The sequence below is a fragment of the Planotetraspora phitsanulokensis genome, from assembly GCF_016863295.1.
In the GTDB taxonomy this organism is placed as follows: Bacteria; Actinomycetota; Actinomycetes; order Streptosporangiales; family Streptosporangiaceae; genus Planotetraspora; species Planotetraspora phitsanulokensis.
In genome coordinates, this window is sequence record NZ_BOOP01000020.1 from 198,516 (window position 1) to 221,979 (window position 23,464).

Genomic DNA, 23,464 nt, shown 5'->3' on the forward strand with positions numbered 1-23,464 from the left:
GAGGGGCCCCGTCCCCTCGCGCCTGGTCTCAGTGGTCGTGTCTCTGCTGTGGGTCGTATCTCAGTACTTGCGGCTCGGCAATGCCTCGGAGGCCTGCTGCTGGGTGAAGGTGGTCTCCTTCGTGATGATCCGCTTCTCCACCGGCTGGCCGGCCTTGATCTGCTTCACGATCTCCATGAGCTGGTCGCCGAGGAGCGGGCTGCACTCCGCGATGAAGTTGATCTTTCCGTCGGCCAGGGCCTGCATGCCGTCGTGGACCGCGTCGATCGTGACGATCTTGATGTCCACTCCCGGCTTCTTGCCGGCCTCCTCGATCGCCTGGATGGCGCCGATGCCCATGTCGTCGTTGTGCGCGAACAGCAGGTCGATCTTGGGGTTGGCCTTGAGGATCGCCGTCATGACCTCCTTGCCGTCGGCCCGGGTGAAGTCGCCGCTCTGCGAGGCGATCACCTTGAGGTTCGGGTTCGACGCGATCTTGCTCTCGAAGCCCTTCTTGCGGTCGATGGCGGGCGCCGACCCGACCGTGCCCTCGAGCTGGACGATGTTCACCGGCCCGGTGGCGTCCTTGTACTCGTTGAGGGTCCAGTCGCCGATCGCCTCGCCCTCCTTGACGAAGTCGGAGCCGAGGAACGACACGTACAGCGAGGGGTCGGAGTCGACGGCCCGGTCGGTGAGCACGACCGGGATCTTGGCCGCCTGCGCCTCCTTGAGCACCGCGTCCCAGCCGGTGACGACCACCGGTGAGAACGCGATGACGTCGACCTTCTGCTGGATGTAGGACCGGATCGTGGCGATCTGGTTCTCCTGCTTCTGCTGCGCGTCGGAGAACTTGAGGTCGATCCCGGCGGTCTGCGCCGACTCCTTGATCGACTTGGTGTTCGCCTCGCGCCAGCCGCTCTCCGAGCCGACCTGCGAGAAGCCCAGCGTGATCTTCCCGTCGTCTCCGCCGGATCCGCCGGATCCGCCGGATCCGCTTCCACACGCGGTGACGACGAAGGCCAGGGCGGCGCTGAGCAGCACTGCCGGCAGCTTCCTTCTCATTACTCTCTCCTTGCTTCTTCTCAGGGGGGTGGTGGAGGAGTACGTCGCTCCAGCCGTCCTCCACGGGTCTGGCGACTCGTGGAGCGGGTGGTCGATTTGATCTAGCATTTGGTTGTGTTTGCGTTAACATTCATGGCCGTGCGCGTCCCTGGGCACGGACCACGATTTCAACCGGGCGGGCTCACGCCCGCGCTCTCCCGAACGACGAGCTCGGGCTCGACCTTGAGCCTCCGCTCGCCCAGGACTCCGTCGATCCGGTCGAGCACGAGCTGGAAGGCCAGCCGGCCGACCGTGGCGAAGTCCTGGCGGACCGTGGTCAGCGGCGGCCAGAAGTAGGCCGCCTCCGGGATGTCGTCGAACCCGACCACGCTGACATCCTCGGGAACCCTTCGCCCCGCCTCCCTCAGAGCTCTGAGCAGTCCCATGGCCATCTGGTCGTTGGCCACGAATATCGCGGTCAGGTCGTCCTCAAAGGCCAGGCGCCGGCCGAGTTCGTGGCCCGAGCGGGCGGACCAGTCCCCCGCCAGAGGCTCGCGGACCTCACGGCCCTCGGCCTCCAGCACCGACCGCCATCCGGCGATGCGCGCGCTGGCGTCCACCCAGTTGGCCGGACCGGACAGATGCCACACCGTCCGGTGACCGAGGCTGAGGAGATGCCGGGTCGCCCGGGCCGCCCCCGCGTGCTGGTCGACCATCACCACGGGGAAGGGCACTCCCTCCCCCGCGTCGACCGCGACCACGGGCAGGTCCGGCGGCAGGTGCCGCAGGCCGTCGGTCGCGGACTCGTGCGGGGCCACGATGATGACGCCGTCCACCGACTGGGAGGTGAGCCGGCCGACGCCCTCCGAGATGGACTTGCGGTTGAGCGCGTCCAGACTCGCGATGCTGACCGAGTACTCGTTCTGCCTCGCCGCCCGCTCGATGGCGTAGAGCGTGGACGCGGGACCGTACTGGGTGGTGTCGAAACTGACCACGCCCAGGACGCCGGACCTGCCCGTGACCAGGACCCGCGCCGCGGAGTTGGGCCGGTAGCCCAGCTCCTGCACGGCGGCGAGGACCCGTGCCCTGGTCTCGGGCCGCACCTTCTCCGGCGCGTTGAGCACCCGTGACACCGTCATCGCCGACACGCCGGCGAGTTCGGCCACGTCCTCCATCACGGCCACTTTCGGCCGATGTGGGACGTCTCCACGGTGCGAGGGAGTCGTCATGCGTTGTCCCTTCTCGGTTTCCCGAGTGTTTGCGATAACACTCACCCCCGTCAAGGACACAATTCGGTTAACCGTGCGACCTGGGGAGTGGTGAATTCGGCCCAGCCATAATCCGGCGAGAATTGCGGTGATTAACGTGATAACGCAAACAGAAACCTTTTCGGTGGAGTCCCGCGAGCGGCCGGGCGAACACTCGAATCGGAAACGCCGTCCGGCGGTCGCCGCGCGCCCGGCCGCCCGTTGAACGGGGGACGCGGCGACGTGGCGGCCGCCGGCCGGCCTCACCTCATCGGGCCCGTCCGCCGACCTGTGCGCGGGCCAGGACCACCACGGAGGCGAGCAACAGCGCGCCCCCCGCGACCTGGCCGAGGGCGGGCCGCTCCCCCAGTGCCGCGATGCCGATGACGGCCGCGACCAGCGGCTCCAGCAGCACGACCACCGAGGCGGTCGTCGCGCCGACCCGGGTCAGGCCGGCGAAGAACAGCGCGTAGGCCAACGCGGTCGGCACCGCCCCGAGATAGGCCAGCACCGGCACGTCCGCCTGGGACGGCACCAGCCCCGACACCGCCGCGACGGGGAGCAGGCACAGGGCTCCGACGGAGAAGCCGCCCACCGCCCGGCCGTACGGGTCGCCCGACGACGCCCTGGCGAGCAGCGTCGTCGCGGCGTAGGACACGGCCGACAGCAGCGCCCAGGCGACCCCCCACAGGGAGAAGGTCCCGTCGCCGCCTGTCATCAGGAGCAGTCCCGCCACCGACAAGGCGATGGCGATGGCTTCGGCCCGGCCCAGCGGCTCCCGCAGGAACACGCGGCCGCCGAGCGCGACCAGCACGGGCGTGGCGCCCATGGTGATCATCGTGGCGAGCGCGACGCCGGTCTCGGCGATCGAGGCGAAGTACGCCACCTGGCACACCGCCATGAGCGGGCCGGCGACGGCGGCGTCCCGCCAGCCGATACGGCCCGCCCGGGGCCGGAAGCGGCCCAGCAGCCCGACGACGACGAGCAGCGCGGCGCCGATCGTGAACCGCCAGAAGGACACGGCCGCCGGGCCGAGGTCGCCGGTGCGGGTGAGGAGCGCCCCCGCGGCGCCGCCTGTTCCCCAGGCGATCGCGGCGACGAGGACATAACTGAAGCCCTGCCGTACGGACAGGGTGTGAACGCGCGTCATCGTGACGTCTCTCTCGGATGAGTGGTCGATCAGGGCCCGGAAGCGGGCAGAGACCACCGGCCCGGCCGTTTCCGGCCCGGCTCGTGAGAGGGAGTCCGCCCGCTAGGAGGCGGGCGGCGGAGAGACGATCAATCGCATGCCGGGACTCTAACAGCCCGTGCGGTCCGGGGAGATTCCGATATCGGCGGACGGCGCCTACCCTTGCAGGGTGGTCGCCCGAGGCGAGGTCAGGTCGCCTCGGGCGGCCACCCGCGGGCGTCAGGACAGCTCGTCCAGGAACGCGAGGATCCGCCGCCAGGCGTCGGCCGAGGCGTCGGCGAACTCCTCGTTCCCCAACTCGAAGAACCCGTGCGGCGCCCCGGGGTAGGTGACGAACTCATGGGACACGCCGGCGGACTCGAGCGCGTGGCCGAAGGCGCCCACGACCGCCGGAGGGATGCCCTCGTCGTCGCCGCCGAACATGCCGAGGACCGGCGCGGTGAAACCGGAGGCGAGCTGGGTCGGGCCCGCAGCCCCGAACAACTCGTCGGGATAGCCGTACAGCCCTATGACGCCGGCCAGGCCGAACCGCCCGAGTGCGGTCATGAACGCGAACCGTCCGCCCAGGCAGAAGCCCAGGGAGACGACGGCCGTGCACCCGTGCGCGCGCAGCCGGTCAGCGCCCGCCGCGAAGTCGTCGTAGAGCCCGTCCCTGGTGAGCTTGCCGAGATGGTCCATGAACGGGAAATCGGGCTCCCGCTCCTCCAGCCGGGACGTCCGGGAGAAGTAGTCGATCGCGACGGCCGGATGACCGTGCTCGGCGAGTCGTACGGAAAGTTGTTCGTAGAAGCCGGAAAGGCCGCGGTTGTCGGGAAGGACCAGGACCCCCACCCCGGACGAGGCGCCGGGCACGGCCTGGAAGGCGGCGATCTCGGTTCCGTCGGCCGAGGGCAGCGTGACCCGCCCCGAGGCGGTGACGGCGGCCGGCGACGCGGGCACAGGCGGCACGGCGTCTGCTTCGTAACACACGGGCGAATTCCCTTTCTCTGGGAGATACGCCGGTGATGCTACTCATGACAAAAAGATTATTTTCCTAGCATAACATTGGAAAATAAATTTCCGGCCACTTGTGGATATATATCGAAAAACACCGGTACGGCGTGCGCCCACCACGAGCGCACGCCGAAACCGGACCGCCGTCTAGCTCACGACCCCGTCCTCAGCGCCATCCATTCGAGTACGCCGGTCGAGTAGCCGGTTCTGGAGGTGATGCTCAACCGCAGCCGCGTGGTGTTCACCGAGGAGAACGTCGTGACGTTGTAGGTGTTGCCCGCGACCCCGCACGCCGACTGACCGGGCACCGCCACGTAGGCGCTGCCGTTCCAGTACTGAACCTGGCACGAGGCGGGCAGGTCGATGCCCTGGTTGTCGTCGAACCAGTAGGTCGCCACCCGGTTGACGTTCTGGGCGGTCGTCCACCGGTACTCGAGCCATTCGGTGCCCTGGTGGTTCCAGTTCCCGTACGCCCCGTGGGAGTGGTCGGCCGAACTCGTGGGGACGAAGCCGTCCTTGATGGCGTTCAGCGTCTCCCAGGACGAGACGAACGACGTGGAGGCCGTGGCGCTCGTCGCGAGGTTGGCGCCGGAGGGCTGCCCGCCTCCTCCGCCGCCGCCTCCCCCGGTGGTCGTCTGGACGACCTTCTGCATGGTGCCGTCGGCGTTCCAGTACAGCTTGTCGAGTGTGACCGACCTGCGGAAGTTGCCCCCGCCCGGGGCGTTCGCGTTGTGGTAGACCATGTACCACTGCCCGTTGAACTCGATGATCGCCGGGTGGTTGGTGGTCGAGGTGACCTGGTCGAGCACCACGCCTCGCTGGGTCCACGGTCCGAGCGGGTTGCTCGCGGTGGCGTACCGGATGCAGGCGTACCCGGGGGCGGAGCAGCCCGAGTCGTTGGCCGCGTACGCCAGGTAGTAGACGCCGTTGCGCTTGAACATCCAGGGCGCCTCCCAGAAGTTGCTGACGCCCTGCGGGGTGATGACCGGCCCGTTCAGCGAGATCATGTCGGAGTTGAGCTTGGCCGCCCTCACCCCGTTGTAGGAGCCCCAGTACATGTAGACCTGGCCGTCGTCGTCGGTGAAGACGGTCGGGTCGATGTTGAGCGGCGAGGAGTTCGGCGTGCTGTCGCTGATCAGCGGTCCGCCCTTGGCGTCGTGGAACGGGCCGAGCGGGGTGTCGCCGACGGCGACGCCGATGTCCATCCAGCCGGCGCCCCTGCCGTTGACCGGGACGTACCAGTAGTACTTGCCGCCGTGCGGCTCGACCTCGCCCGCCCAGGCGTCGCCGCCGGCCCAGGGGAAGTCCGCGAGGGACAGCTTGACCCCCTGGTCGGTGAAGGTGGTCGCGTCGGTCGAGGTGAAGACGTGCCAGTCGCGCATGACGAAGTTGGTGCCGCCGGTGGCCGCCTCGTCGTGACCGGTGTACAGGTAGAGGGTGTTCCCGACCACCAGGGCGGCGGGGTCGGCGGTGTAGATCGACGTGGTGATCGGGGCGGCCCCGAACGCGGGGCCCGCGGCGAACAGGACCAGGCCGAGCGTGACTACGGCGGCCCACAGGCGTCTCATCACAGTGCTCCGATTTCTGCGGCGGAAAGAGCGCGGCTGTAGAGGCGGAAGTCGTCGAGTTGACCGTTCAGGTACGGGTCGGCGTACTGCGACCGACCGAGGTAGTTGGCGGTGGTCGCGCCGAGCCCGCTGGGGCGCAGCGTGACGGCGGAGTTGCGCGCCACCTCGGCGCGGTTGACGTAGAGGATGCAGAGGTTGCCCGAGAGGGTGACCGCGACGTGCGTCCATGCGCCCGTGGGCAGGGCCGAGGGCGCGTCGACCCGCTGCTCGCCGCCCGAGCCTCCGGTGGTGATGGCGAACCGGGCGGTGCCCGACCCGCTGCTCGGGGTCAGGAACATGTTGGCCGTCGTCCCGGTGCCGAAGTCGAAGATCCTCGACCAGTTCGCGAGCGAGGTGAGCCGCACCCAGCACGCCACCGTGAAGTCGCCAACACCGGAGAGCACGCCGTTCGGCAGCCGGACATGGCCGTTGGAGCCGGCGAGGTTGACCGCGTTGCCCGTACGGCCGGCCACCCACGAGGTGCCGCCGGACAACGTGCCCGGGTTGCCGCTCCCGGACGCGTCGGCCGCCGTGGTTCCGCTGGTCTCGTCGAAGCGGTACCACGCCAGGAGCGGTGGCCGGGCGGCGGTCACCGACCAGTAGACGGTGTAGTTCTGGTGGTGGGTCTTGTAGAAGGGCGCGAGCGTGACGTTGGCGCCGTTCGCGCGGGCGGTGAACTGCAGCGGGGTCGAGGTCGGCGTGATCGTGGCCGGGTCCAGGGAGGGCAGCGTGCTCAGCGTGGCCGAGCCGTACTGCCCGGCCAGCACGATCCCGCCGTACTTCACGGCCTGGACCGTCGCGTTGTCGGGGGTGCGCTCCAGCGTGATCGCCATGGGCAGGCTGACGTCGACGACGTCGCCGGTCGCCCACGTGCGGTCGACGGTGAGGTAGGAGCCGGGCGTGACCCCCGACTGGACCGCGCCGTTGACCCGCACCTGCGCTCCGGTGGCCCAGGAGGGGATCCGGATCTTCAGGGCGATGTGGCCGCCGCCGGCGGTGATGGTCAGGCGGGTGGTGGCCTGCTCGGGGAAGGTGGTGTCCTGCCGTACGGAGATCCCGCGGGCGGCCCAGTTGAGCTGCGAGGCGATGAAGAGGTTGACGTACAGGGTCTCGCCGGAGAAGAAGTAGATCGTGTCGGCGTACTTGGTGTTGCTCTCCATCCCCGTGCCGTGGTCGCAGGTGAAGCTGTTGTAGTCGTTGCTGTAAGTCTTCTGCCCTCCTGCCCGCAGGGGCGTGTAGTAGGTGACGAAGCCGTGCGCCGACTGCGGGTCCTGCTGGCCGAGCACCTGGTTGAACAGGGCCTTCTCGTAGTAGTCGAGGTAGTCGGCCCGGGTGGGGTCGGTGAAGAAGAGCTGGCGGCCCAGCTTCAGCATGTTGTAGGTGTTGCAGACCTCACAGGTCGTGTCGCTGAGCTGCGAGGCGATGGCGTCGGGCTGCTGGAAGTACTCGCCGTTGCTGTTGCCTCCGATGACGTAGCTGTGGTGGGCGAGGACGACGTCCCAGAAGTAGGACGCGATGTCGCGGTAACGCTGGGTCCCGGTGGCGTGGTACTCGCGGATGGCCCCAATGATCTTCGGGATCTGTGTGTTGGCGTGCTTTCCCGCCAGCTGGTCCTGCCGGTTCGCGAGCGGATTGAGGATCACGGCGTGGTCGAACCGCTGGGCAGTGGTCAGGGCGGCGGCGTCCCCCGTCGCCTGGTAGAGGTTGGCCAGCACCTCCGGCATCCCGCCGAACTCGGTCTGCAGGCTGGCCTGCATCTGCGTGGTCGTGAGCCGGGCGGTCCGGGTGTTCACCCAGGCCGTCATCCGCTGCAGGACGGTGAGCGCCTGGGCGTTGCCGGCCAGGAGGTACTGGTCGAGCAGCCCCGCCATGATCTTGTGGATCGTGTAGTAGGGCGCCCACACGGACTGGCCACTCTCCAGGCGGTCGAAGAAGCTCTCCGGGAAGGCCGACAGGTAGCCGTTGGACCTCTGGCATTTGGCGAGCTCGGCGACGAGATAGTCGCCCTTGGTCTTGTGCGCGGCGGTGCCGGTGTTGGCGTAGGACTGGGCGAGGGCCGTCAGCAGGTGCCCGGTGCTGTGCCCGCGCAACTCGGTCGTCGGCGACTCCCATCCGCCGCAGGGCGTGGCGGAGGAGGCGAGGCCGGCGTTGAGCCGGAAGGTGTGCAGCAGCCGGTCGGCGTCGACGAAGGACAGATAACTGGCGGTCCGGGTCATGTTGCTTCTGAACGGGCCGTCGAGCAGGGTGACCTGGGACAGCGGGAACGGGAACACCGACACCCCGAAGTCGGTTCTCGCGGCTGCGCTCGCGGCGGTCGGCATCATTCCGGCGACGGCCAGGCCGGCCACCGCCCCTCCCGCCACCTTGATGAAGTCACGACGGTCGAAGGTCATGGGTCACCTCTCAATCAACCTAACGCTTGCTTGCGTTAGCGTTAACAAATCCAGGCCTGCGCACTCCTTGGCGATTCCTTCGCGGCACGTCACGAAGCGTGTTTCAGTGAGGTTTCCCCGAGTGTTTGCGGTAACAGCAACCTCGTCAAGACCCACTTTTCCGGCGCCCCGGACAAGGCCGCCTACCAGCGAATATGTCGCCCGGAAAGAGAGGCGGAGTGGTGATTGTCGCCGTGTTTGCGATAACACGATTTAACATGCCTTCGGTACGGCCCGCACTCCGCTGTAGCGGTGCGGGCCGTACCGAAGGGAATCGACGCGGCCCCGGGCGCGGATTCACCGCGGCCCTGTCAGGCGCGTCTGGGCGGGCAAGGCCGTGATCGCCGGCCCTCGCCCCGGACGGTGGTCCCGTGAGGCTTGCGCCGCCCCCGCGGTGGCGCACGCCTCGGTGAAGGGATCACACGATGGCTGACTCTCCGCGTCAGGCGGAGAGGGGAAGGGACGCGTCCTCGTCGTCGCCGGACGGCGAGCCCCCCGGAGCGGCCTCGTCCTCGCGGGACGGGGAGCTCCCCGGAGCGGCCTCGTCGTCGCCGGGCGGAGTGGCTCCCGAAACGGCCCGGTGGGCGGCGTGCCTGCCACGGCGCGACTGATGGTACTCGTCCTCGACGGTCCGGTCGGCGCCCGCGTACCAGCCGGTGACGACCTGGCCGGCCACAACCGCGAACAGCAGCGCGAACGGCACCGTCCACCCGCCGCTCACCTGGTGCAGAACGCCGAAGGCCAGCGGCCCGGCCCCCGCGATGAGATAGCCGGTGCTCTGCCCGAACGCGGACAGCGCGCTGGTGGCCTCAGGCGTCCGCGTGCGCAGGGCGAGCATCGACAGCGCCATCGGGAACGTGCCCATCGCGACGGCTACGACGAGCGACCAGACCCAGAGCGCGTGGCCCGTCATGAGGCCGGCGAACCCCACCGCGTAGAGGACGGCGAAGCCGACGACCAGCGGGCGCTGGTTCCGCAGGCGCGTCGCCAGCGAGGGCACGAGTAGGGAGATCGGAATGCCGAGACCGGTGAAGACGGCCAGAACGGTTCCCGCCTGGCCCGAGGTGTAGCCGTTGTCCCGCAGGATCTCGGGCAGCCAGCCGAACATCACGTACGCGATGAGCGACTGGGACCCGAAGTAGCCGGCGACGGCCCAGGCCAGCCTGGTCCGGACGAGTTCGCCGGATCCCGTGCGCGCGAGGGTGCGGGACCGCTCCGGCTCATTGCGCGACAGCGCAAGCCACGGAATGGCGGCGACAGCGGCCAAGGCCGCCCACACTCCCAGCGCGATGTGCCAGTTGCCGTCGGCCGCCCGTTGGATGGGCACGGTCGCCGCTGCGGCGACCATCGTTCCGACTGCGAGAGCCGTCGAGTAGACGGTCGTCATGGCACCCGCACGGCGGGGGAAATGTTGCTTGATGAGGGTCGGGATCACTACGTTGCCGATGGCGCCGCCGGAGAGCGCGACCACGCTCGCGACCAGGAACACCGGTGTGTTCCCCACCACGGCGCGGACGACGAGGCCCACGCCGAGCAGGGCGAGCGCGACCAGGAGCAGCCGGCGCTCGCTCAGGACGCGCGACAGCGCGGGCGTCAAGGCTCCGAAGACGGCGAAGGAGAGCACCGGCAGCGTGGTCAGCAGGCCGGTCGCCACGCCCGACATGCCGAGGCTCGTGCTGACCTGGTCGAGGACCGGTCCCACGCTGGTCACGGCGGTCCGCAGGTTGAGCGCCGCCAGGGCGATCCCCGCTGCGATCAGCCAGGCCATCGACCTGTTGCCTTGTCTGTGTGCGGCGACGGCACTCATGCCGGTGTCCACTCCTGTTCGAAACGATCGTCCAGTCATCCCACGTTTCGACAACCGTATCAGCGGCTTTATTCCTCACCATGGGCGGGGTGGGGCCACGAACCCTGGGAAGCACGAACCCTGGGAAGTGGGGCGACTCTAGGAAGCGGGACGGCGGCGCAGCAGCCAGATCAGGCCGAAAACCGGCAACACGAGGGGAACGAATCCGTAGCCGCTGCCGAAGCCGGACCACACGGTCGCGTCGGGGAACGCCTGGGAGTCCACGAGGCTCAGCGTTCCGACGATGAGGACTCCGGCCAGCTCGATCGCGCACGCGACCAGCGCCAGGCGCCGGTTGTTCCTGGCGAGCGCCACCGTCAGCACGATGTAGACGATCCCGGCGAAGGCCGACAGCAGGTAGGCGAGCGGCGCCTCGGCGAACTTGGTGGCGATCTGCACGCCGGCGCGCGAGGTCGCCGCGAGGGCGAACACCCCGTAGACCGCCACGAGCAGGCGTCCCGGCCCCGATCTGACCTGCCGGTCACCCTGGGTCATGCGGCCCCGTTCCAGATCTGCATCAGCCTGCCGGTCATGACGGCGACGGTGAAACCGGCCACCGCGATGACGCCGGGCCCCCAGCGCGTACGCTCGGCCATCCCCCACCACACGGCGGCGGGCGGGATGACGAGCGTCCCGGCCAGATAGCCGATGAAGGTGGCCTTGTTCCGCACATGGTCGAGCCCGGCCAGCGCGATGCCCGCCTGGACCAGCAGCGCCACTTCGAGCAGCGCGAGGCCCGCCAGCAGGACCACGCCCATGGACTTGTCACGTACGGCGGTGACGATTCCCGCCAGGGCGAGGAGCAGTGCGGCGGCGATGATCCAGCCCGAGTAGGCGGCGGTCATCGCGGGCCGAAGGCCGGGAACGTCGGGGACATGGCCAGTAGGCTATCGGCCCGGCTCCGCCGTCCGTGACACAGGGCGAGTGACCGCCGGACCACCGCTATGACCTGCACGTCTCCTGGAGCAGGAGGTCGACGGCGGCCTCCGGGCGGCCGTCTCGGGCGTGGGCGCCGCGCTGGCGCGAGGCCGAGCTGCCGCGGCGCAGCGCGGCGTCGGCGAGTTCGGAGACGACCTCCCAGTCCCCCAGTTCCTCCAGCGTCGGCCGAAGATCGTCGAGCAGCCAGGTGATCAGCTTCGGGGCGCTCGTGGGCCGGCTGTTCACCGGCGACAGCAGGTCGCCCTCGAGACCAGAGCGCGCCGCCCGCCAGTTCGCCGCCCGCAGGAGCGCGACGCGGCCCTCGCCCGTCGGGGGCTCGCCCTTCTCCACGGCCTCGCTCTCCCTGACGACCAGCGCCCGGAACAGGCCCGCGAGCAGCACCACGTCGTCCACCAGGGGGCACGAGTCGCAGACGCGCAACTCGACCGTCGGCACGTGGGCGCTGAGCCGGACGTCGAAGTAGACCATGCCGACGTCCTCGATGACGCCGGAGGCGACCAGGTCCTCCGCGGCCTGGTCGTACTCGGCGGCGCTGCGGAAGGGCCCGACGGGCCCGGCCGTCGGCCACCGCTGCCAGGCCAGCGCCCGGCTGCTGGCATATCCGCTGTCGGCGTCCTGCCAGTACGGCGAGCTCGCACTCAACGCCAGCAGCGCGGGCAGCCACGGCTCCACCCGCTGGACGGCGAGCACGGCCACATCCCGGTCGCCGATCTCCACGTGCACCTGGGCGCCGCAGATCAGCTGTTCCTGGGCGAGGAACCGGTAGGAGTCGGACAGGTAGCGGTACCGCTCGCCTGGTGTGATGGTGAGCCCGTCCACCCCGGCCAGCGGGGTCGTCCCCGACGCGATCACGCCGGCCCCCAGCGGCTCGGCGGCCGCGGTGAGGGCGCCGCGGAGCCGTACGAGCTCGGCCCGCACGTCCATCAGGTCCCCGCACGGTGTGCTGTTGGTCTCCACGACCGCGCGCTGCAGTTCGGCGGCGAAGCCCTCCTTCGGCAGCCGGTCGAGCATCGCCTGCGCCAGCGGGGCCAGCCGCCGGGACTCGAGGTCGACGACGAGGAACTCCTCCTCCACACCCACCGGTCTTCTCAGCGTCATGCGAGGTCCCTACCCAGGTCACACGGATTACCCTTGACGCGATCATGAGCGCGTCCTACGATCTGGGCGATTTTGTTAATAACCCTTATTAACAAATGCTCAGGAGGATTTGTGCGTCCCCGGACCCTGCTCCGATCACTAGCCGCGCTCGCCCTGACATTCGCCGGCCTCACGGCGCTGCCCGCCGCCGCCTCCTCACAGGCGGCGACCCAGCCGATCGCCCTCCCCGGCTACAAGATCCAGTCGTCGTCCGTGACCCCGGACTCCGGCGCGGCGATCTCCTCGCCGGGCTACGCCGCCCCGGGCTGGTATGCGGCCGGACCCCGCTCGACCGTCTTCGCCGCCCTGGTCGCCGACGGCGTCTACCCCGACCCGTTCTACTCGACGAACATGAAGAACGTGCCGGCGTCAGACTTCACCGTGCCCTGGTGGTACCGCTCGGACTTCACGCTCGGACCCGAGACCGGCCTGAGCACGTTCCTGGACTTCACCGGGCTGATCTCGGGCGGCGACGTCTGGGTGAACGGGACGCAGGTGGCCGCCGGGCTCGCCGGGGCGTACACGCGCCACGAGATCGACGTGACCTCGCTGGTGCACCCCGGCACCAACTCGGTCGCCTTCAAGGTCAACCCCAACGACCCGAACAAGCAGCTGACGATCGGCTGGATCGACTGGGTTCAGAACCCGCCCGACCGGAACATGGGCATCTTCCGCGACGTCCTCGTCCGGCGCAGCGGCTCGGTCGCCCTGCGCGACGCCCACGTCGTGACCTCGCTCAACAGCGCGCTGAACCGGGCCGACCTGACGGTCAAGGTCGACGCGCGCAACGACTCCGCGTCCCCGGTCACCGCGAAGATCGCCGGCACGGCGGGCTCGCAGCGCTTCAGCCAGACCGTGCGGCTCGCCGCCCACGAGACGAAGACGGTGTCCTTCCCGCTCACCGTGACGCACCCGCGGATCTGGTGGCCGTACGGCATGGGCGGTCAGCCGCTCTACGACCTCGACGTGACCTCCACGGTGAAAGGCGCCGTGACGGACTCCTCCTCGTCGACGTACGGCATCCGCTCGGTCACCTCGTCGCTCGACGCGAGCGGCCACCGCCTCTACAAGATCAACGGCCGCCCGATCCTGATCCGCGGCGGCGGCTGGTCCTCGGACATCTTCCTGCGCTGGGACACGACGTACGTCCAGGACAAGCTGAAGTACGTCCGCGACATGGGCCTGAACACGATCCGGCTGGAGGGCCACCTCGAGTCGGACGAGCTGTTCGACATGGCCGACCGGATGGGCATCCTCGTCATGGCCGGCTGGGAGTGCTGCGACAAATGGGAGGGCCAGACCAACGGCGGCGAGTCGGGCGACCCGTGGACCGCGGCCGACTATCCGGTCGCCAAGGCCTCCATGGCCGCGGAGGCGGCCCGGCTGCGCGACCACCCGAGCGTGTTCACCTTCCTCATCGGCAGCGACTTCGCGCCGAACGCCACGCAGGAGGCCGACTACCTCAGCGCGCTGAACGCGGCCGACTGGAGGACCCCCGTCGTCGCGGCGGCCTCGGACAACTCCTCACCCCAGCTGGGCGACTCCGGCATGAAGATGGAGGGGCCCTACGACTGGATCCCGCCCAACTACTGGTACGACAAGCGGCTCGGCGGAGCCTCGGGCTTCGCGTCCGAGGTCAGCGCGGGGCCCGACATCCCCACGGTCGACTCGCTGAAGCGGATGCTCTCCCCCGCCGAGCAGAACACGCTCTGGCAGAACCTGACCGCCGCCCAGTACCACCGGTCGCCGTCGAGGACCTTCGACGACCTCACCCTGTTCAACAACGCCCTCGTCGGCCGGTACGGCGCGCCGTCGAGCCTCGACGACTACGTGCGCAAGGCCCAGCTCGCCCAGTACGAGAACGTGCGCGCCCAGTTCGAGGCGTTCGGGCGCAACTTCACCGACGCGGCCGACCCCTCGACGGGGGTCATCTACTGGATGCTCAACAGCGGCTGGAGCTCGTTGCACTGGCAGTTGTTCGACACCTACCTCGACCAGGGCGGGGCCTACTGGGGCACCAAGAAGGCCACGGCGCCGCTCCACGTGCAGTACTCCTACGACGACAAGTCCGTGGTCGTCGTCAACTCGACCCACACGCCCGCCGCGGGGCTGACCGTGAAGACCGACGTCTTCGCGCTCGACGGCACGAGTGAGTACAGCAACACGGCGACCGTCACCGCGCCCGCCGACGGCGGCAGGGTCACCGCTGTCACCGTCCCCGCGATCAGCGGCCTCCCGTCGACGTACCTGCTGCGCCTGACGCTCAGCGACGGCTCGGGCGAGATCGACCGGAACGTCTACTGGTTGTCGACCGCGAACGACACGCTCGACTACGACGACAGCGACTGGTACTACACGCCGACCACGTCGTACGCGAACCTCAAGGGCCTAACGAGCATGCCCCAGGCGCCGATCTCGGTGACCGCCGCGTCCGCCTCGGCGGGCACCGCGACGGTCACGGTGAAGAACACAGGCACGGGGAAGGTCCCCGCGTTCTACCTCGACGCCCACGTGGTCGACGCGTCCGGGACCCCGGTCCTGCCCGCCCAGTGGTCGGACAACGCGATCAGCCTCTGGCCGGGTGAGTCGAAGACGCTCACCGTCACCTACCGGGGCTCCGCCGCGGGCGTCCGCGTCAGCGGGTGGAACACCCCGACACAGACGGTGACGTTCGGCGGGACGGGCCCGTCCCCGTCGAAGGTCTACCAGGCGGAGGACGCGCGGTTGTCGAAGGCGGGCGTCTTCACCGACCACACCGGGTACACCGGCTCCGGCTTCGTCGACTACGACAACAGGGCCAAGGGCTACGTGGAGTGGACCGTCGACGCCGCCGCGGCGGGATCCACGCCGCTCACCATCCGGTACGCCAACGGGACCACGGCGAACCGCCCGATGGACATCTCCGTCAACGGCGAAGTGGTGGCCTCGAAGGTCGCCTTCAACGGCACCGGCGGCTGGGACACCTGGGCAGACCGGGCGGTCACGGCGAATCTCAGGGCCGGGACGAACACGGTGAGGGCCACCGCGACGTCAGGCCGCGGCGGCCCGAACGTCGACAAGATCACCGTCAACTGAAGGACGGGCGTCCGGCAGGGCGCGCGTGAGACGCTGGACCCGTGCGGATCAGGCTGCTGGGACCTCTGGAGGTCCTCGACGACACCGGCCGGACCGTCGACATCCCGGGAACACGTCTGCGCGCCCTGCTCGCCCGACTCGCACTGGACTCGGGCCGTACGGTCTCCGCCGCGGAGCTCGTCGAGGCCGTCTGGGACGGACGGCCTCCCGCGAGCGGGGCGAACGCCCTGCAGACACTGGTCTCACGACTGCGGCGCGCCCTTCCCGAGGCTCACCTGGAGCTGCTGCCCACGGGTTACCGCCTGGCCGTGCCCGCCGCGGACGTCGACGCCCGGCTCTTCGAACGCCTCGCGGGCGAGGGCCGGGCGTGCCGCGACGCCGGTGACCTGACCGCCGCCTGCGACCTTTTCGACCAGGCATTACGGCTCTGGCGCGGCGAACCGCTCACCGATCTGGCCTCGACCGGCTGCGGCGCGGCCGCCGCCCGCCTCGGCGAACTGCGCCTGCGAACCGTCGAGGACCGCGCCGAGGTAGAGCTGGCGATCGGCGGGGACCCGGCGGACCTGGTGACCGAGCTCGCCCATCTGGCGGCGGCGCACCCACTGCGGGAACGCCTGGGCGAGATGCGCATGCGGGCGCTCGCGGCCGCGGGCCGGTCCTCCGAAGCGCTCGTGGTGTTCGAGGAGCTGCGCAAGGTCCTAGCCGACGAACTGGGCGCCGATCCCTCTCCGCGGCTCCGCGAGCTGCACACCTCGATCCTGCGGGGCGGCCCCGCGACGCCTCCAGGCCAGGCCCCCCGACAGTCCGTCGAAGCACCGGAGGACCGGCGGGGCCGTGCCGTACGGCGGGACGGGCCACAGGATGGGCGACGCGACTTGAGGCCCGGTGGAAGGCACGGTGCGCGGCGTGGCAATCTCCGTGCACCGGTGACGAGTTTCGTGGGGCGCGACGAGGACGTGGCCCGGGTCCGCGACGTCCTCGGCGCGGCCAGGCTGCTCACGCTGGTCGGGCCCGGCGGCGCGGGCAAGACCAGGCTCGCCGAGGAGGTCGCCGCGACGCTGGCCGACGAGTACGCCGACGGGGTCTGGTCGATCGAACTCGCCGAGGTCCACGACCCGGAATGGCTGCCCGCCGCGGTCTCCCGGGCGCTCGGGCTGCGCGAGGGGGGCCTGCGCGGCGGGACCGACGCCGGACCCGGCGAAGGCACGGGCGGCGCGGCGGCTCGGCTCGCCGCGCGCATCGGCGACAGGCAGGCGCTCCTGGTTCTGGACAACTGCGAGCACCTCATCGAGGCGTGCGCCCGTCTCGCCGGCCGCGTCCTCGCCGACTGCCCGGGCGTGCGGATCATCGCGACGAGCCGCGAGCCGCTGGGCATCTCCGGCGAGTTCCTCCATCCGGTGGAGCCGCTCGGGCTCCCGCCCGTGGACGTGGAGTTCGCAGATGCCGACGGTTATCCGGCGGTGCGCCTGTTCCTCGACCGCGCGGCCGCCGTACGCCCGGGGTTCACCCTCACTCCGGGCGATCTGCCCGGCGTGCTGGAGATCTGCCGGCGCCTCGACGGGCTCCCGCTGGCCATCGAGCTCGCCTGCACCCGCCTGCGGTCGCTGAGCCCCCCGGAGATCGCCGCCCGGCTCTCCGACCGGTTCCGGCTGCTCACCGGAGGCAGCAGGACGGCGCTGCCGCGCCATCAGACCCTGCTGGCCGTGGTCGAGTGGAGCTGGCGGCTGCTGACCGAGGCGGAGCGCACGGCGGCGTGCGGGCTGGCGGTCTTCACCGGGGGCGCCACGCTCGACGCGGCCCAGGCCGTGTGCGCGGCGGGCGGCCTGGAGGACGAGATCGAGCACGAGATCGTCGAGGTGGTCGCGGCGCTGGTCGACAAGTCGCTCGTGGAGATGGTCGAGACCCCCGGCCGGCCGTCGCGGTATCGGATGCTCGGCACCGTCGCCGCCTTCGCGGCCGCGCGGCTCGCCGAGTCCGGCGAGGCGGATCGGTCACGCCGGGCGCACGCCGCGTTCTTCCTCGCGCGGGCCGAGGAGGCCGAGCCCGGCCTGCGCGCCGGAGCGCAGTTGGAGCGGCTGGCCTGGTTCGACCAGGAGTACGGCAACCTGACCGCCGCCCTTCGCTGGGCGGTGGACGGCGGCGAGGAGCAGACCGCGGTCCGGCTGGCCGCCGCGCTCGGGTGGTACTGGGTGCTGCGCGACGTCCGCGACGACGCGGCCGGATGGCTGCGCCAGGTACTGGACATGCCGCACGTGCGCAACACCGTACCCGGCCGGCCCCTGGCCACCGTGTACGCGTACGACGCCCTGTACCAGTCCAGTGGCGATCCCGCCCGGAGCGCCTCGTCGGCCGCCTCGGCGCGCGCGCTCGCCGGTGACGACGAACATCAGTGGCCTCCCGCCGTCGCCTTCATGGCCACGCTCCTGGGCGGCTTCGACGGGGGATCCGGCCTCGGCGGACGGCTGTCGGCGCATCCGGACGGCTGGGTATCGGCCCAGGCCGAGCTGACGTCCGGATACGCCGCCCAGAACGACGGCCGTCTCGACGCCGCCGGCGCGCACTACGCGACCGCGCACGCACGGTTCACCGCGATCGGCGACAGATGGGGAATGGCCGCCGCCGCGAGCATCCTGGCCGATTTCCACGGCGTGTCCGGCAGGCACACCGCGGCCGTCGAGGCCTCCGGCGAGGCCCTGCGCATGGCACGGGAGGTGGGCGCGCTGACCGACGCGGCGTGGATGGAGGCGCAGCGCGGCATCCACCGGCTGCGAGCTGGGGGGACGGCGGGCGCGCTCGACGACCTGACGAACGCCGAACGCGCCGCCGAGGCCGGCCGGTTCGTCTCCGTGGTCGCCGCGGCGCGGATCGGGATGGCCACCGCCGCCCGCGCCGCCGGAGATCTCACCCGTGCCCGGGCGTCGCTCGTCCAGGTGCTCGCGGACCTGCGCGGAGGAGGGTTCATCGAGGCCCGGATGCATGTCCTCGCCTTGATCGAGCTGAGCCGGGTCGCGACCCTGTCAGGAGACCTCGCGGAGGCCCGGGCCCACCTGCGTGACGCCCTCGGCCGCCTCGGCGCGAGCGGCGCTGGCGGAGCGGCGCGGGCGGCGGCGCCGGGAGTGGCCGAGGCGCTGGCCGACGTGGCGCTGGCCGAACACCGCCCCGGCGCCGCGGCCACGGCGCTCGGGCTCGCCTCGGCTCTGCGCGGCACTCCGGACCGCGGCAACCCCGACGTCCTGGACAGCGAGCGGCGCGCCCGCGCTCACCTCGACGAGACCTTCGACGCGGAGTACGCGGCCGCGGCCTCGCTCGACGCGGGCTCCGCCCTCGACCGGCTCAGTGCCGACCTGGCCGCACCGGCCTCACTCGACGCCGTTGCCGACCTGGCCGAACCGGCCTCACTCGACGCCGGCTCCGCCCTCGACCCGCTCCCTGCCGACCTGGCCGCACCGGCCTCCCAGCCCGGCGATCAGCCCCGGCGGCGGTAGAGGAGGACGGCCGCCGGGGCGAAGACCGCCGCGATGGCCGCCGACCAGAGCAACGACGCCGGTACCGATCCGCCCGCGGGCAGGTCGAGAGTCAGTTCCCGCACCGCGTCCGACACCTGGGTGACCGGGTTGATCCGCACCCATGCCTGCAGCCAGCCGGGCAGCTTCGCGGTCGGGACGAAGACGTTGCTCCCGAAGGTGAGCGGGAAGATCAGGACGAGGCTGAGCGCCTGCACGGTCTCCGCGGTCCTGGCCACCACGCCGATCAGGGCGCCGATCCAGCAGGTGGCGAGCGCGAACGCCATCAGCAGCCCGGCCGCGCCGGCCACCGCGAGCACGCCGCCCTCGAACCGGAAGCCCAGCGCCGCCCCGAACGCGAACACCAGCACGACGGACAGCACGTATTTGATCGAGTCGCCGAGGATGTGCCCGACCAACGGCGCCGACCGGGCGATGGGCAGGCTGCGGAACCGGTCGTGGACCCCTTCGCGCAGGTCGGCGTTGAGCGCGAGCGCTCCGCCCAGCATGGCGAACATCAGCGCCTGAACCGCGATGCCCGGGATCACGAACCGCAGGTAGGCGTGCCAGTCGCCCGAGACCGCGTTGCCGAACAGGAAGACGAACATCACGATGAACGTGATCGGCATCAGCAGGATGTCCAGCAGCTGATCCGGGGTGTGCCGGAACTTCACGACGTTCCGCCACCCCAGTGTGATGCCGTGGCGGGCCGCACGCGTCGCGTTCATCGTCCCGCCTCCACCGGTGCGTCGTGCCCGGTCAGGGCGAGGAAGACCTCGTCCAGGGTGGCCAGCCGCACGCCGATCTCGGCCACCTCGATCCCCGCCGTCTCCAGCCGGGCGGCCACCGCGGCCAGCACCGCGCCGGCTCGGCCGCCGGCGGGCAGCGCCGCCGAGACCAGCCCTCCCTCCCGGTCCCGTGCGGCCGTCGCCCCGGTGACGCCGGCCAGGATCTCCTCGACGTCGTCCGCCCGGCCGCGGTCCACCGGCCTCAGCTCGATCGTCTGGCGCCCCAGCCTCGCCTTGAGCTGCGCCGGCGTGCCGGTCTCCACGACGCGGCCATGGTCGATCACCGAGATCCCGTGCGAGAGTTGGTCGGCCTCCTCCAGGTACTGCGTGGTCAGAAGCACCGTCGTGCCGCCCGCCGCGAGGCCCCGCAAGAGATCCCACACGTCACCGCGCGAGCGGGGGTCCAGACCGGTCGTCGGCTCGTCGAGGAAGAGCACTGACGGGGTGCCGACGAGGCTCGCGGCCACGTCCAGCCGGCGGCGCATGCCGCCCGAATACGTCCTGACGAGCCGGCTGCCCGCATCCGCCAGGCCGAAGCGCTCCAGCAACTCGCCTGCCCGCTCCCGCGCCCGCCGGTCGGGGAGTTCCAGAAGCCGGGCGACGAGCAGGAGGTTCTCGAACCCGGTCAGCGCCTCGTCGACGGCCGCGAACTGACCGGTCAGCCCGATCAGCTCGCGTACCCGTTCCGGCTGGCGTTGGACGTCGGCGCCGCAGATCGACGCGCGACCGGCGTCGGGGCGCAGCAGGGTCGACAGGATGCGGACCACCGTGGTCTTGCCCGCGCCGTTGGGCCCCAGCAGGCCCCATATGCTCCCCGGGGGGACGATCAGATCGAGGCCGGCCAGTGCGGTCGTGTCGCCGTAGCGCTTGACCAGGCCCTCGGCCTCGATCGGGCCCGACGGCGCGGACGCCGGTGAGGATTTCGGTGAGGAAGTCATGCGCCCACGATCGGGGCGCCCGCTGGCACGGCCCGCACACGGCGCTGACACGGCCCACACACCGTCCCCTCAAGGAACGGTGTGGTCCGCGACGGCGTGGCGCGATCAGGCGTCGGCGGTGGCGGCCGGGCTGTCGTCGCTGATCACGGGTTCGGGCAGGGTGCCCGCGTTGTGCTCGAGGAGACGCCAGCCCCTCCGTCCCTGTTCCAGGACGGACCACGCGCAGTTGCCGAGGCCCCCGAGCGCCGGCCACAACTCCTGCGGCAGGCCCATGAGACGGACGATGCCGAGCCGGAGGGCGGCGCCGTGCGAGGCGACGACCAGCAGGCCGTCCTCGGCGATCTTCGCCGACCAGCGGAGCATCGCCTCCGCGACGCGCTCGGCCACATCGGTCACGAGCTCGCCGCCGGGCGCCTCCCACGCCTCGAACTCGGCGGGCCACCCCGCCTTGATCTCCTCGCGGGTGAGGCCCTCCCACTCGCCGCCGCCGCGTTCCCGCAGGTCCTTGTCGACCATGACGTCAAGACCGCTGACGCGCCCGAGGGCGGACGCGGTGTCGTACGCCCGCCGCAGGTCGGACGAGACGATCATCGTGGGTTGCAGGGCCGCGAGCAGGGATGCCGCCCGAGCGGCCTGCGCGACACCGGTGTCGTCGAGGCCGATGTCGGTGTGTCCCTGGAAACGCCGTTCGACGTTCCACACGGTCTGGCCATGGCGGAGGCAGACGATCCGTCGGCTCACTCCGCCCCCTCGCGCCGCCGCGTCACCGAACGCCTCATGGGCTGCCGCTGCGTCACTGACCAGCCCCGCGGGCCCGCTGGGCGGCCACCTGGGTGACGCTGTCCGGAAGCGGGATCGAGGGGCAGTCCTTCCACAGCCGCTCCAGGGCGTAGAAGGTGCGGTCCTCCTCGTGCTGGACGTGGACCACGATGTCGAGGTAGTCGAGGAGCACCCAGCGCCCCTCTCGCTCGCCCTCCCGGCGTACCGGCTTCGCGTCGGCCTCGATGCGCAGGCGGTCCTCGATCTCGTCGACCACGGCGCGGACCTGGCGGTCGTTGGACGCGGAGCAGAGCACGAACGCGTCGGTGATGACGAGTTGTTCGCTCACGTCGTAGGCGATGATGTCGTCGGCCAGCTTCTCAGCGGCGGCCTCGGCGGCGACCTTCACCAGCTGTATTGATCTCTCAGATGCGGTCACGATGCGGCTCTGTCCTCCTTTGACGGCATCTCAAGGGTGCCCGCTCCTCGGCGGCACCCACAACCTGGTTTCCCGGAGTGACCCTATCGGGACACGCCGACAACCCCGAGTTATCCCCAGGCATAGACATTTCAACGCGTTCCGGTGACCCTCGATTCCGGTCCGGAGATCCCCTCCCGGTGCGTGGTGGCCCAGGTCATATAGGTAAAGTGCCCGGATATTACATATGTCCAAGATTGACGGAGTTGGGGAATGACGGAGGTCGAGTCAGGCCTGAGACGTGTCGCGCTCGATGTCCGCCCCCTCAGCGTTCCCGCCTACCGCCGGCTTCTCGTGGGCCAGGGAGTGTCGTTCATCGGCTTCCAGCTCACCTCCGTGGCCGTCAGCGCCGAGATCTACGACATCACGAAATCCTCGTTGTGGGTCGGCCTGCTCGGGCCCGCGAACCTCATCCCCCTGGTGATCTTCGGGCTCTGGGGCGGCGCCATCGCCGACGCGGTCGACCGCCGCAAGCTCCTGCTCGCCGGATCGGTCGTGGCCTGGCTGGCCACCCTGGCCCTGCTCATCCAGACCTGGGCCGGGATGAAGAACGTCTACCTCATCCTGGTCGCGGTCGTCCTGCAGTCGATCGGGTTCTCGATCACCTCGCCGACACGCGGCGCGATCATCCCGAGACTGCTCCCGAGAGAGCGTGTGGCCGCGGCCAACACGCTCAACTTCCTGGTGAGCAGCATCGGCTCGGTGCTCGGCCCGCTGCTGGCCGGCGTGGTGCTCGTGCAGGGCGGCTACAGCACGGCGTACCTGGTCGACGGCATCCTGTTCGGCGCGGGCTTCTACGCGGCCGTTCGGCTGCCGCGCCTCGAGCCCCTCGGCGAGATCTCCCGGCCGGGCCTTCGGTCGGTGGTCGACGGGCTGAGCTACATCGTGAGCAAGCCCATCGTGATGATGTCCTTCGCCGTGGACATCATCGCCATGGCGTTCGCGATGCCGCGGGCCCTGTTCCCGCAGATGGCGGCCGAACGGTTCGACGGATCCACGGTCGCCTTCGGGTGGCTGTCGGCGAGCATCGCGATCGGATCGGTCACGGCCGGCCTGTTCTCGGGATGGATCGGCCGCGTGCGCCGCCAGGGAGTGGCTCTCACCTTCGTGATCGCGGTGTGGGGTCTCACCGTGGCCGCCGCGGCGTTCGCGCAGCAGTTGTGGCTGGTCGTGATCCTGCTGGCCATGGGGGGCGCGGCCGACCTGGTCTCCGCCGTGTGGCGGCAGACGATCCTGCAGACCTACGCACCCGACGAGATGCGCGGGCGCATGCAGGGAGTGTTCATGGTCGTGGTCGCGGGCGGCCCCCGGCTCGGGGACCTGCGGGCGGGCGCGACGGCGAGCGCGTTCGGGCTCGTCCCCGCGTGGGCGGGCGGCGGCGTGGTCTGCGCCGTTCTCGTCCTGATCGCGGGCTTCTCGGTCAGCGCCTTCCGGCGGTACGACTCCGTGGCCGACCGCCTCAAGGAGCAGTGAGACCGCCGGGCGTCACGGAGATCACGCACGCCACGGCGTC

17 protein-coding genes are annotated in these 23,464 nt (G+C 70.6%); 3 read left to right on the forward strand and 14 right to left on the reverse strand.

What is annotated here, in order from left to right; all coding sequences use genetic code 11:
• Positions 1 to 60 precede the first annotated feature (60 nt).
• From Pph01_RS22115 to Pph01_RS22160, 10 genes are all read right to left on the reverse strand, one after another.
• Positions 61 to 1,041: an ABC transporter substrate-binding protein gene (locus Pph01_RS22115; RefSeq protein ID WP_204075032.1), complete on the reverse strand. Its 981-nt coding sequence runs from the start codon at positions 1,039 to 1,041 to the stop codon at positions 61 to 63.
• A gap of 167 nt (positions 1,042 to 1,208) precedes the next feature.
• Positions 1,209 to 2,195, reverse strand: coding sequence for a LacI family DNA-binding transcriptional regulator (locus Pph01_RS22120; protein ID WP_239116915.1), 987 nt, complete (start codon positions 2,193 to 2,195; stop codon positions 1,209 to 1,211).
• Positions 2,196 to 2,535: 340 nt separating this feature from the next.
• Positions 2,536 to 3,417: a DMT family transporter gene (locus tag Pph01_RS22125; protein ID WP_204075034.1), complete on the reverse strand. Its 882-nt coding sequence runs from the start codon at positions 3,415 to 3,417 to the stop codon at positions 2,536 to 2,538.
• 258 nt (positions 3,418 to 3,675) lie between these two features.
• A complete protein-coding gene (locus Pph01_RS22130) occupies positions 3,676 to 4,425 on the reverse strand; it encodes a dienelactone hydrolase family protein (protein WP_239116916.1) in 750 nt (249 codons plus the stop codon).
• A gap of 176 nt (positions 4,426 to 4,601) precedes the next feature.
• Entirely contained in the window at positions 4,602 to 6,017 is a 1,416-nt protein-coding gene (locus tag Pph01_RS22135; RefSeq protein ID WP_204075035.1) for a glycoside hydrolase family 43 protein, read from the reverse strand.
• Positions 6,017 to 8,449, reverse strand: a complete 2,433-nt coding sequence (locus tag Pph01_RS22140) for a glycoside hydrolase family 127 protein (RefSeq protein WP_204075036.1) — start codon at positions 8,447 to 8,449, stop codon at positions 6,017 to 6,019. The genes Pph01_RS22135 and Pph01_RS22140 overlap by 1 nt, the downstream gene beginning before the upstream one ends.
• Before the next feature lie 481 nt (positions 8,450 to 8,930).
• Entirely contained in the window at positions 8,931 to 10,295 is a 1,365-nt protein-coding gene (locus tag Pph01_RS22145) for a CynX/NimT family MFS transporter (protein WP_204075037.1), read from the reverse strand.
• A gap of 138 nt (positions 10,296 to 10,433) precedes the next feature.
• Positions 10,434 to 10,829 carry a hypothetical protein gene (locus Pph01_RS22150; protein WP_204075038.1) on the reverse strand — a complete coding sequence of 132 codons (396 nt, stop codon included), beginning with the start codon at positions 10,827 to 10,829 and terminating at the stop codon, positions 10,434 to 10,436.
• On the reverse strand, positions 10,826 to 11,179 hold the full coding sequence (locus tag Pph01_RS22155) for a hypothetical protein (RefSeq protein ID WP_204075039.1): 354 nt from the start codon (positions 11,177 to 11,179) through the stop codon (positions 10,826 to 10,828). The genes Pph01_RS22150 and Pph01_RS22155 overlap by 4 nt, the downstream gene beginning before the upstream one ends.
• A gap of 97 nt (positions 11,180 to 11,276) precedes the next feature.
• Positions 11,277 to 12,371, reverse strand: a complete 1,095-nt coding sequence (locus Pph01_RS22160) for a carboxylate-amine ligase (protein ID WP_239116917.1) — start codon at positions 12,369 to 12,371, stop codon at positions 11,277 to 11,279.
• Positions 12,372 to 12,482: 111 nt separating this feature from the next.
• Between Pph01_RS22160 and Pph01_RS22165 the strand changes: the two genes are divergently transcribed.
• Entirely contained in the window at positions 12,483 to 15,485 is a 3,003-nt protein-coding gene (locus Pph01_RS22165) for a glycosyl hydrolase 2 galactose-binding domain-containing protein (protein ID WP_204075040.1), read from the forward strand.
• Positions 15,486 to 15,526: 41 nt separating this feature from the next.
• Entirely contained in the window at positions 15,527 to 18,970 is a 3,444-nt protein-coding gene (locus Pph01_RS22170) for an AfsR/SARP family transcriptional regulator (RefSeq protein ID WP_204075041.1), read from the forward strand.
• Here the strand turns inward: Pph01_RS22170 and Pph01_RS22175 are convergent.
• The 4 genes from Pph01_RS22175 to rsfS form a co-directional block, all read right to left on the reverse strand.
• On the reverse strand, positions 18,952 to 19,716 hold the full coding sequence (locus tag Pph01_RS22175) for an ABC transporter permease (RefSeq protein WP_204075042.1): 765 nt from the start codon (positions 19,714 to 19,716) through the stop codon (positions 18,952 to 18,954). The two genes, Pph01_RS22170 and Pph01_RS22175, sit on opposite strands and share 19 nt — an antisense overlap.
• Complete coding sequence (locus tag Pph01_RS22180; protein ID WP_204075043.1) at positions 19,713 to 20,714, reverse strand: ATP-binding cassette domain-containing protein; 1,002 nt, start codon at positions 20,712 to 20,714, stop codon at positions 19,713 to 19,715. Before Pph01_RS22180 ends, Pph01_RS22175 begins: the two co-directional genes overlap by 4 nt.
• A gap of 105 nt (positions 20,715 to 20,819) precedes the next feature.
• Positions 20,820 to 21,455, reverse strand: a complete 636-nt coding sequence (locus Pph01_RS22185; RefSeq protein ID WP_204075044.1) for a histidine phosphatase family protein — start codon at positions 21,453 to 21,455, stop codon at positions 20,820 to 20,822.
• Between the two features lie 52 nt (positions 21,456 to 21,507).
• Positions 21,508 to 21,912: a ribosome silencing factor gene (gene rsfS, locus Pph01_RS22190; RefSeq protein WP_204075045.1), complete on the reverse strand. Its 405-nt coding sequence runs from the start codon at positions 21,910 to 21,912 to the stop codon at positions 21,508 to 21,510.
• A 252-nt stretch (positions 21,913 to 22,164) separates the two neighbouring features.
• Here rsfS and Pph01_RS22195 point away from each other — a divergent pair, with 252 nt between their 5' ends.
• On the forward strand, positions 22,165 to 23,424 hold the full coding sequence (locus Pph01_RS22195; protein WP_204075046.1) for an MFS transporter: 1,260 nt from the start codon (positions 22,165 to 22,167) through the stop codon (positions 23,422 to 23,424).
• Positions 23,425 to 23,464 lie beyond the last annotated feature (40 nt).

What these genes read in the sequence shown, in the direction of transcription:
- Pph01_RS22125 (WP_204075034.1), bottom strand. Translation starts at nt 3,417, where the DNA reads ATGACGCGCGTTCACACCCTGTCCGTACGGCAGGGCTTCAGTTATGTC.
- Pph01_RS22160 (WP_239116917.1), bottom strand. Translation starts at nt 12,371, where the DNA reads ATGACGCTGAGAAGACCGGTGGGTGTGGAGGAGGAGTTCCTCGTCGTC.
- Pph01_RS22120 (WP_239116915.1), bottom strand. Translation starts at nt 2,195, where the DNA reads ATGGAGGACGTGGCCGAACTCGCCGGCGTGTCGGCGATGACGGTGTCA.
- Pph01_RS22140 (WP_204075036.1), bottom strand. Translation starts at nt 8,449, where the DNA reads ATGACCTTCGACCGTCGTGACTTCATCAAGGTGGCGGGAGGGGCGGTG.
- Pph01_RS22135 (WP_204075035.1), bottom strand. Translation starts at nt 6,017, where the DNA reads ATGAGACGCCTGTGGGCCGCCGTAGTCACGCTCGGCCTGGTCCTGTTC.
- Pph01_RS22155 (WP_204075039.1), bottom strand. Translation starts at nt 11,179, where the DNA reads ATGACCGCCGCCTACTCGGGCTGGATCATCGCCGCCGCACTGCTCCTC.
- Pph01_RS22195 (WP_204075046.1), top strand. Translation starts at nt 22,165, where the DNA reads ATGACGGAGGTCGAGTCAGGCCTGAGACGTGTCGCGCTCGATGTCCGC.
- Pph01_RS22115 (WP_204075032.1), bottom strand. Translation starts at nt 1,041, where the DNA reads ATGAGAAGGAAGCTGCCGGCAGTGCTGCTCAGCGCCGCCCTGGCCTTC.
- Pph01_RS22145 (WP_204075037.1), bottom strand. Translation starts at nt 10,295, where the DNA reads ATGAGTGCCGTCGCCGCACACAGACAAGGCAACAGGTCGATGGCCTGG.
- Pph01_RS22150 (WP_204075038.1), bottom strand. Translation starts at nt 10,829, where the DNA reads ATGACCCAGGGTGACCGGCAGGTCAGATCGGGGCCGGGACGCCTGCTC.
- Pph01_RS22180 (WP_204075043.1), bottom strand. Translation starts at nt 20,714, where the DNA reads ATGACTTCCTCACCGAAATCCTCACCGGCGTCCGCGCCGTCGGGCCCG.
- Pph01_RS22175 (WP_204075042.1), bottom strand. Translation starts at nt 19,716, where the DNA reads ATGAACGCGACGCGTGCGGCCCGCCACGGCATCACACTGGGGTGGCGG.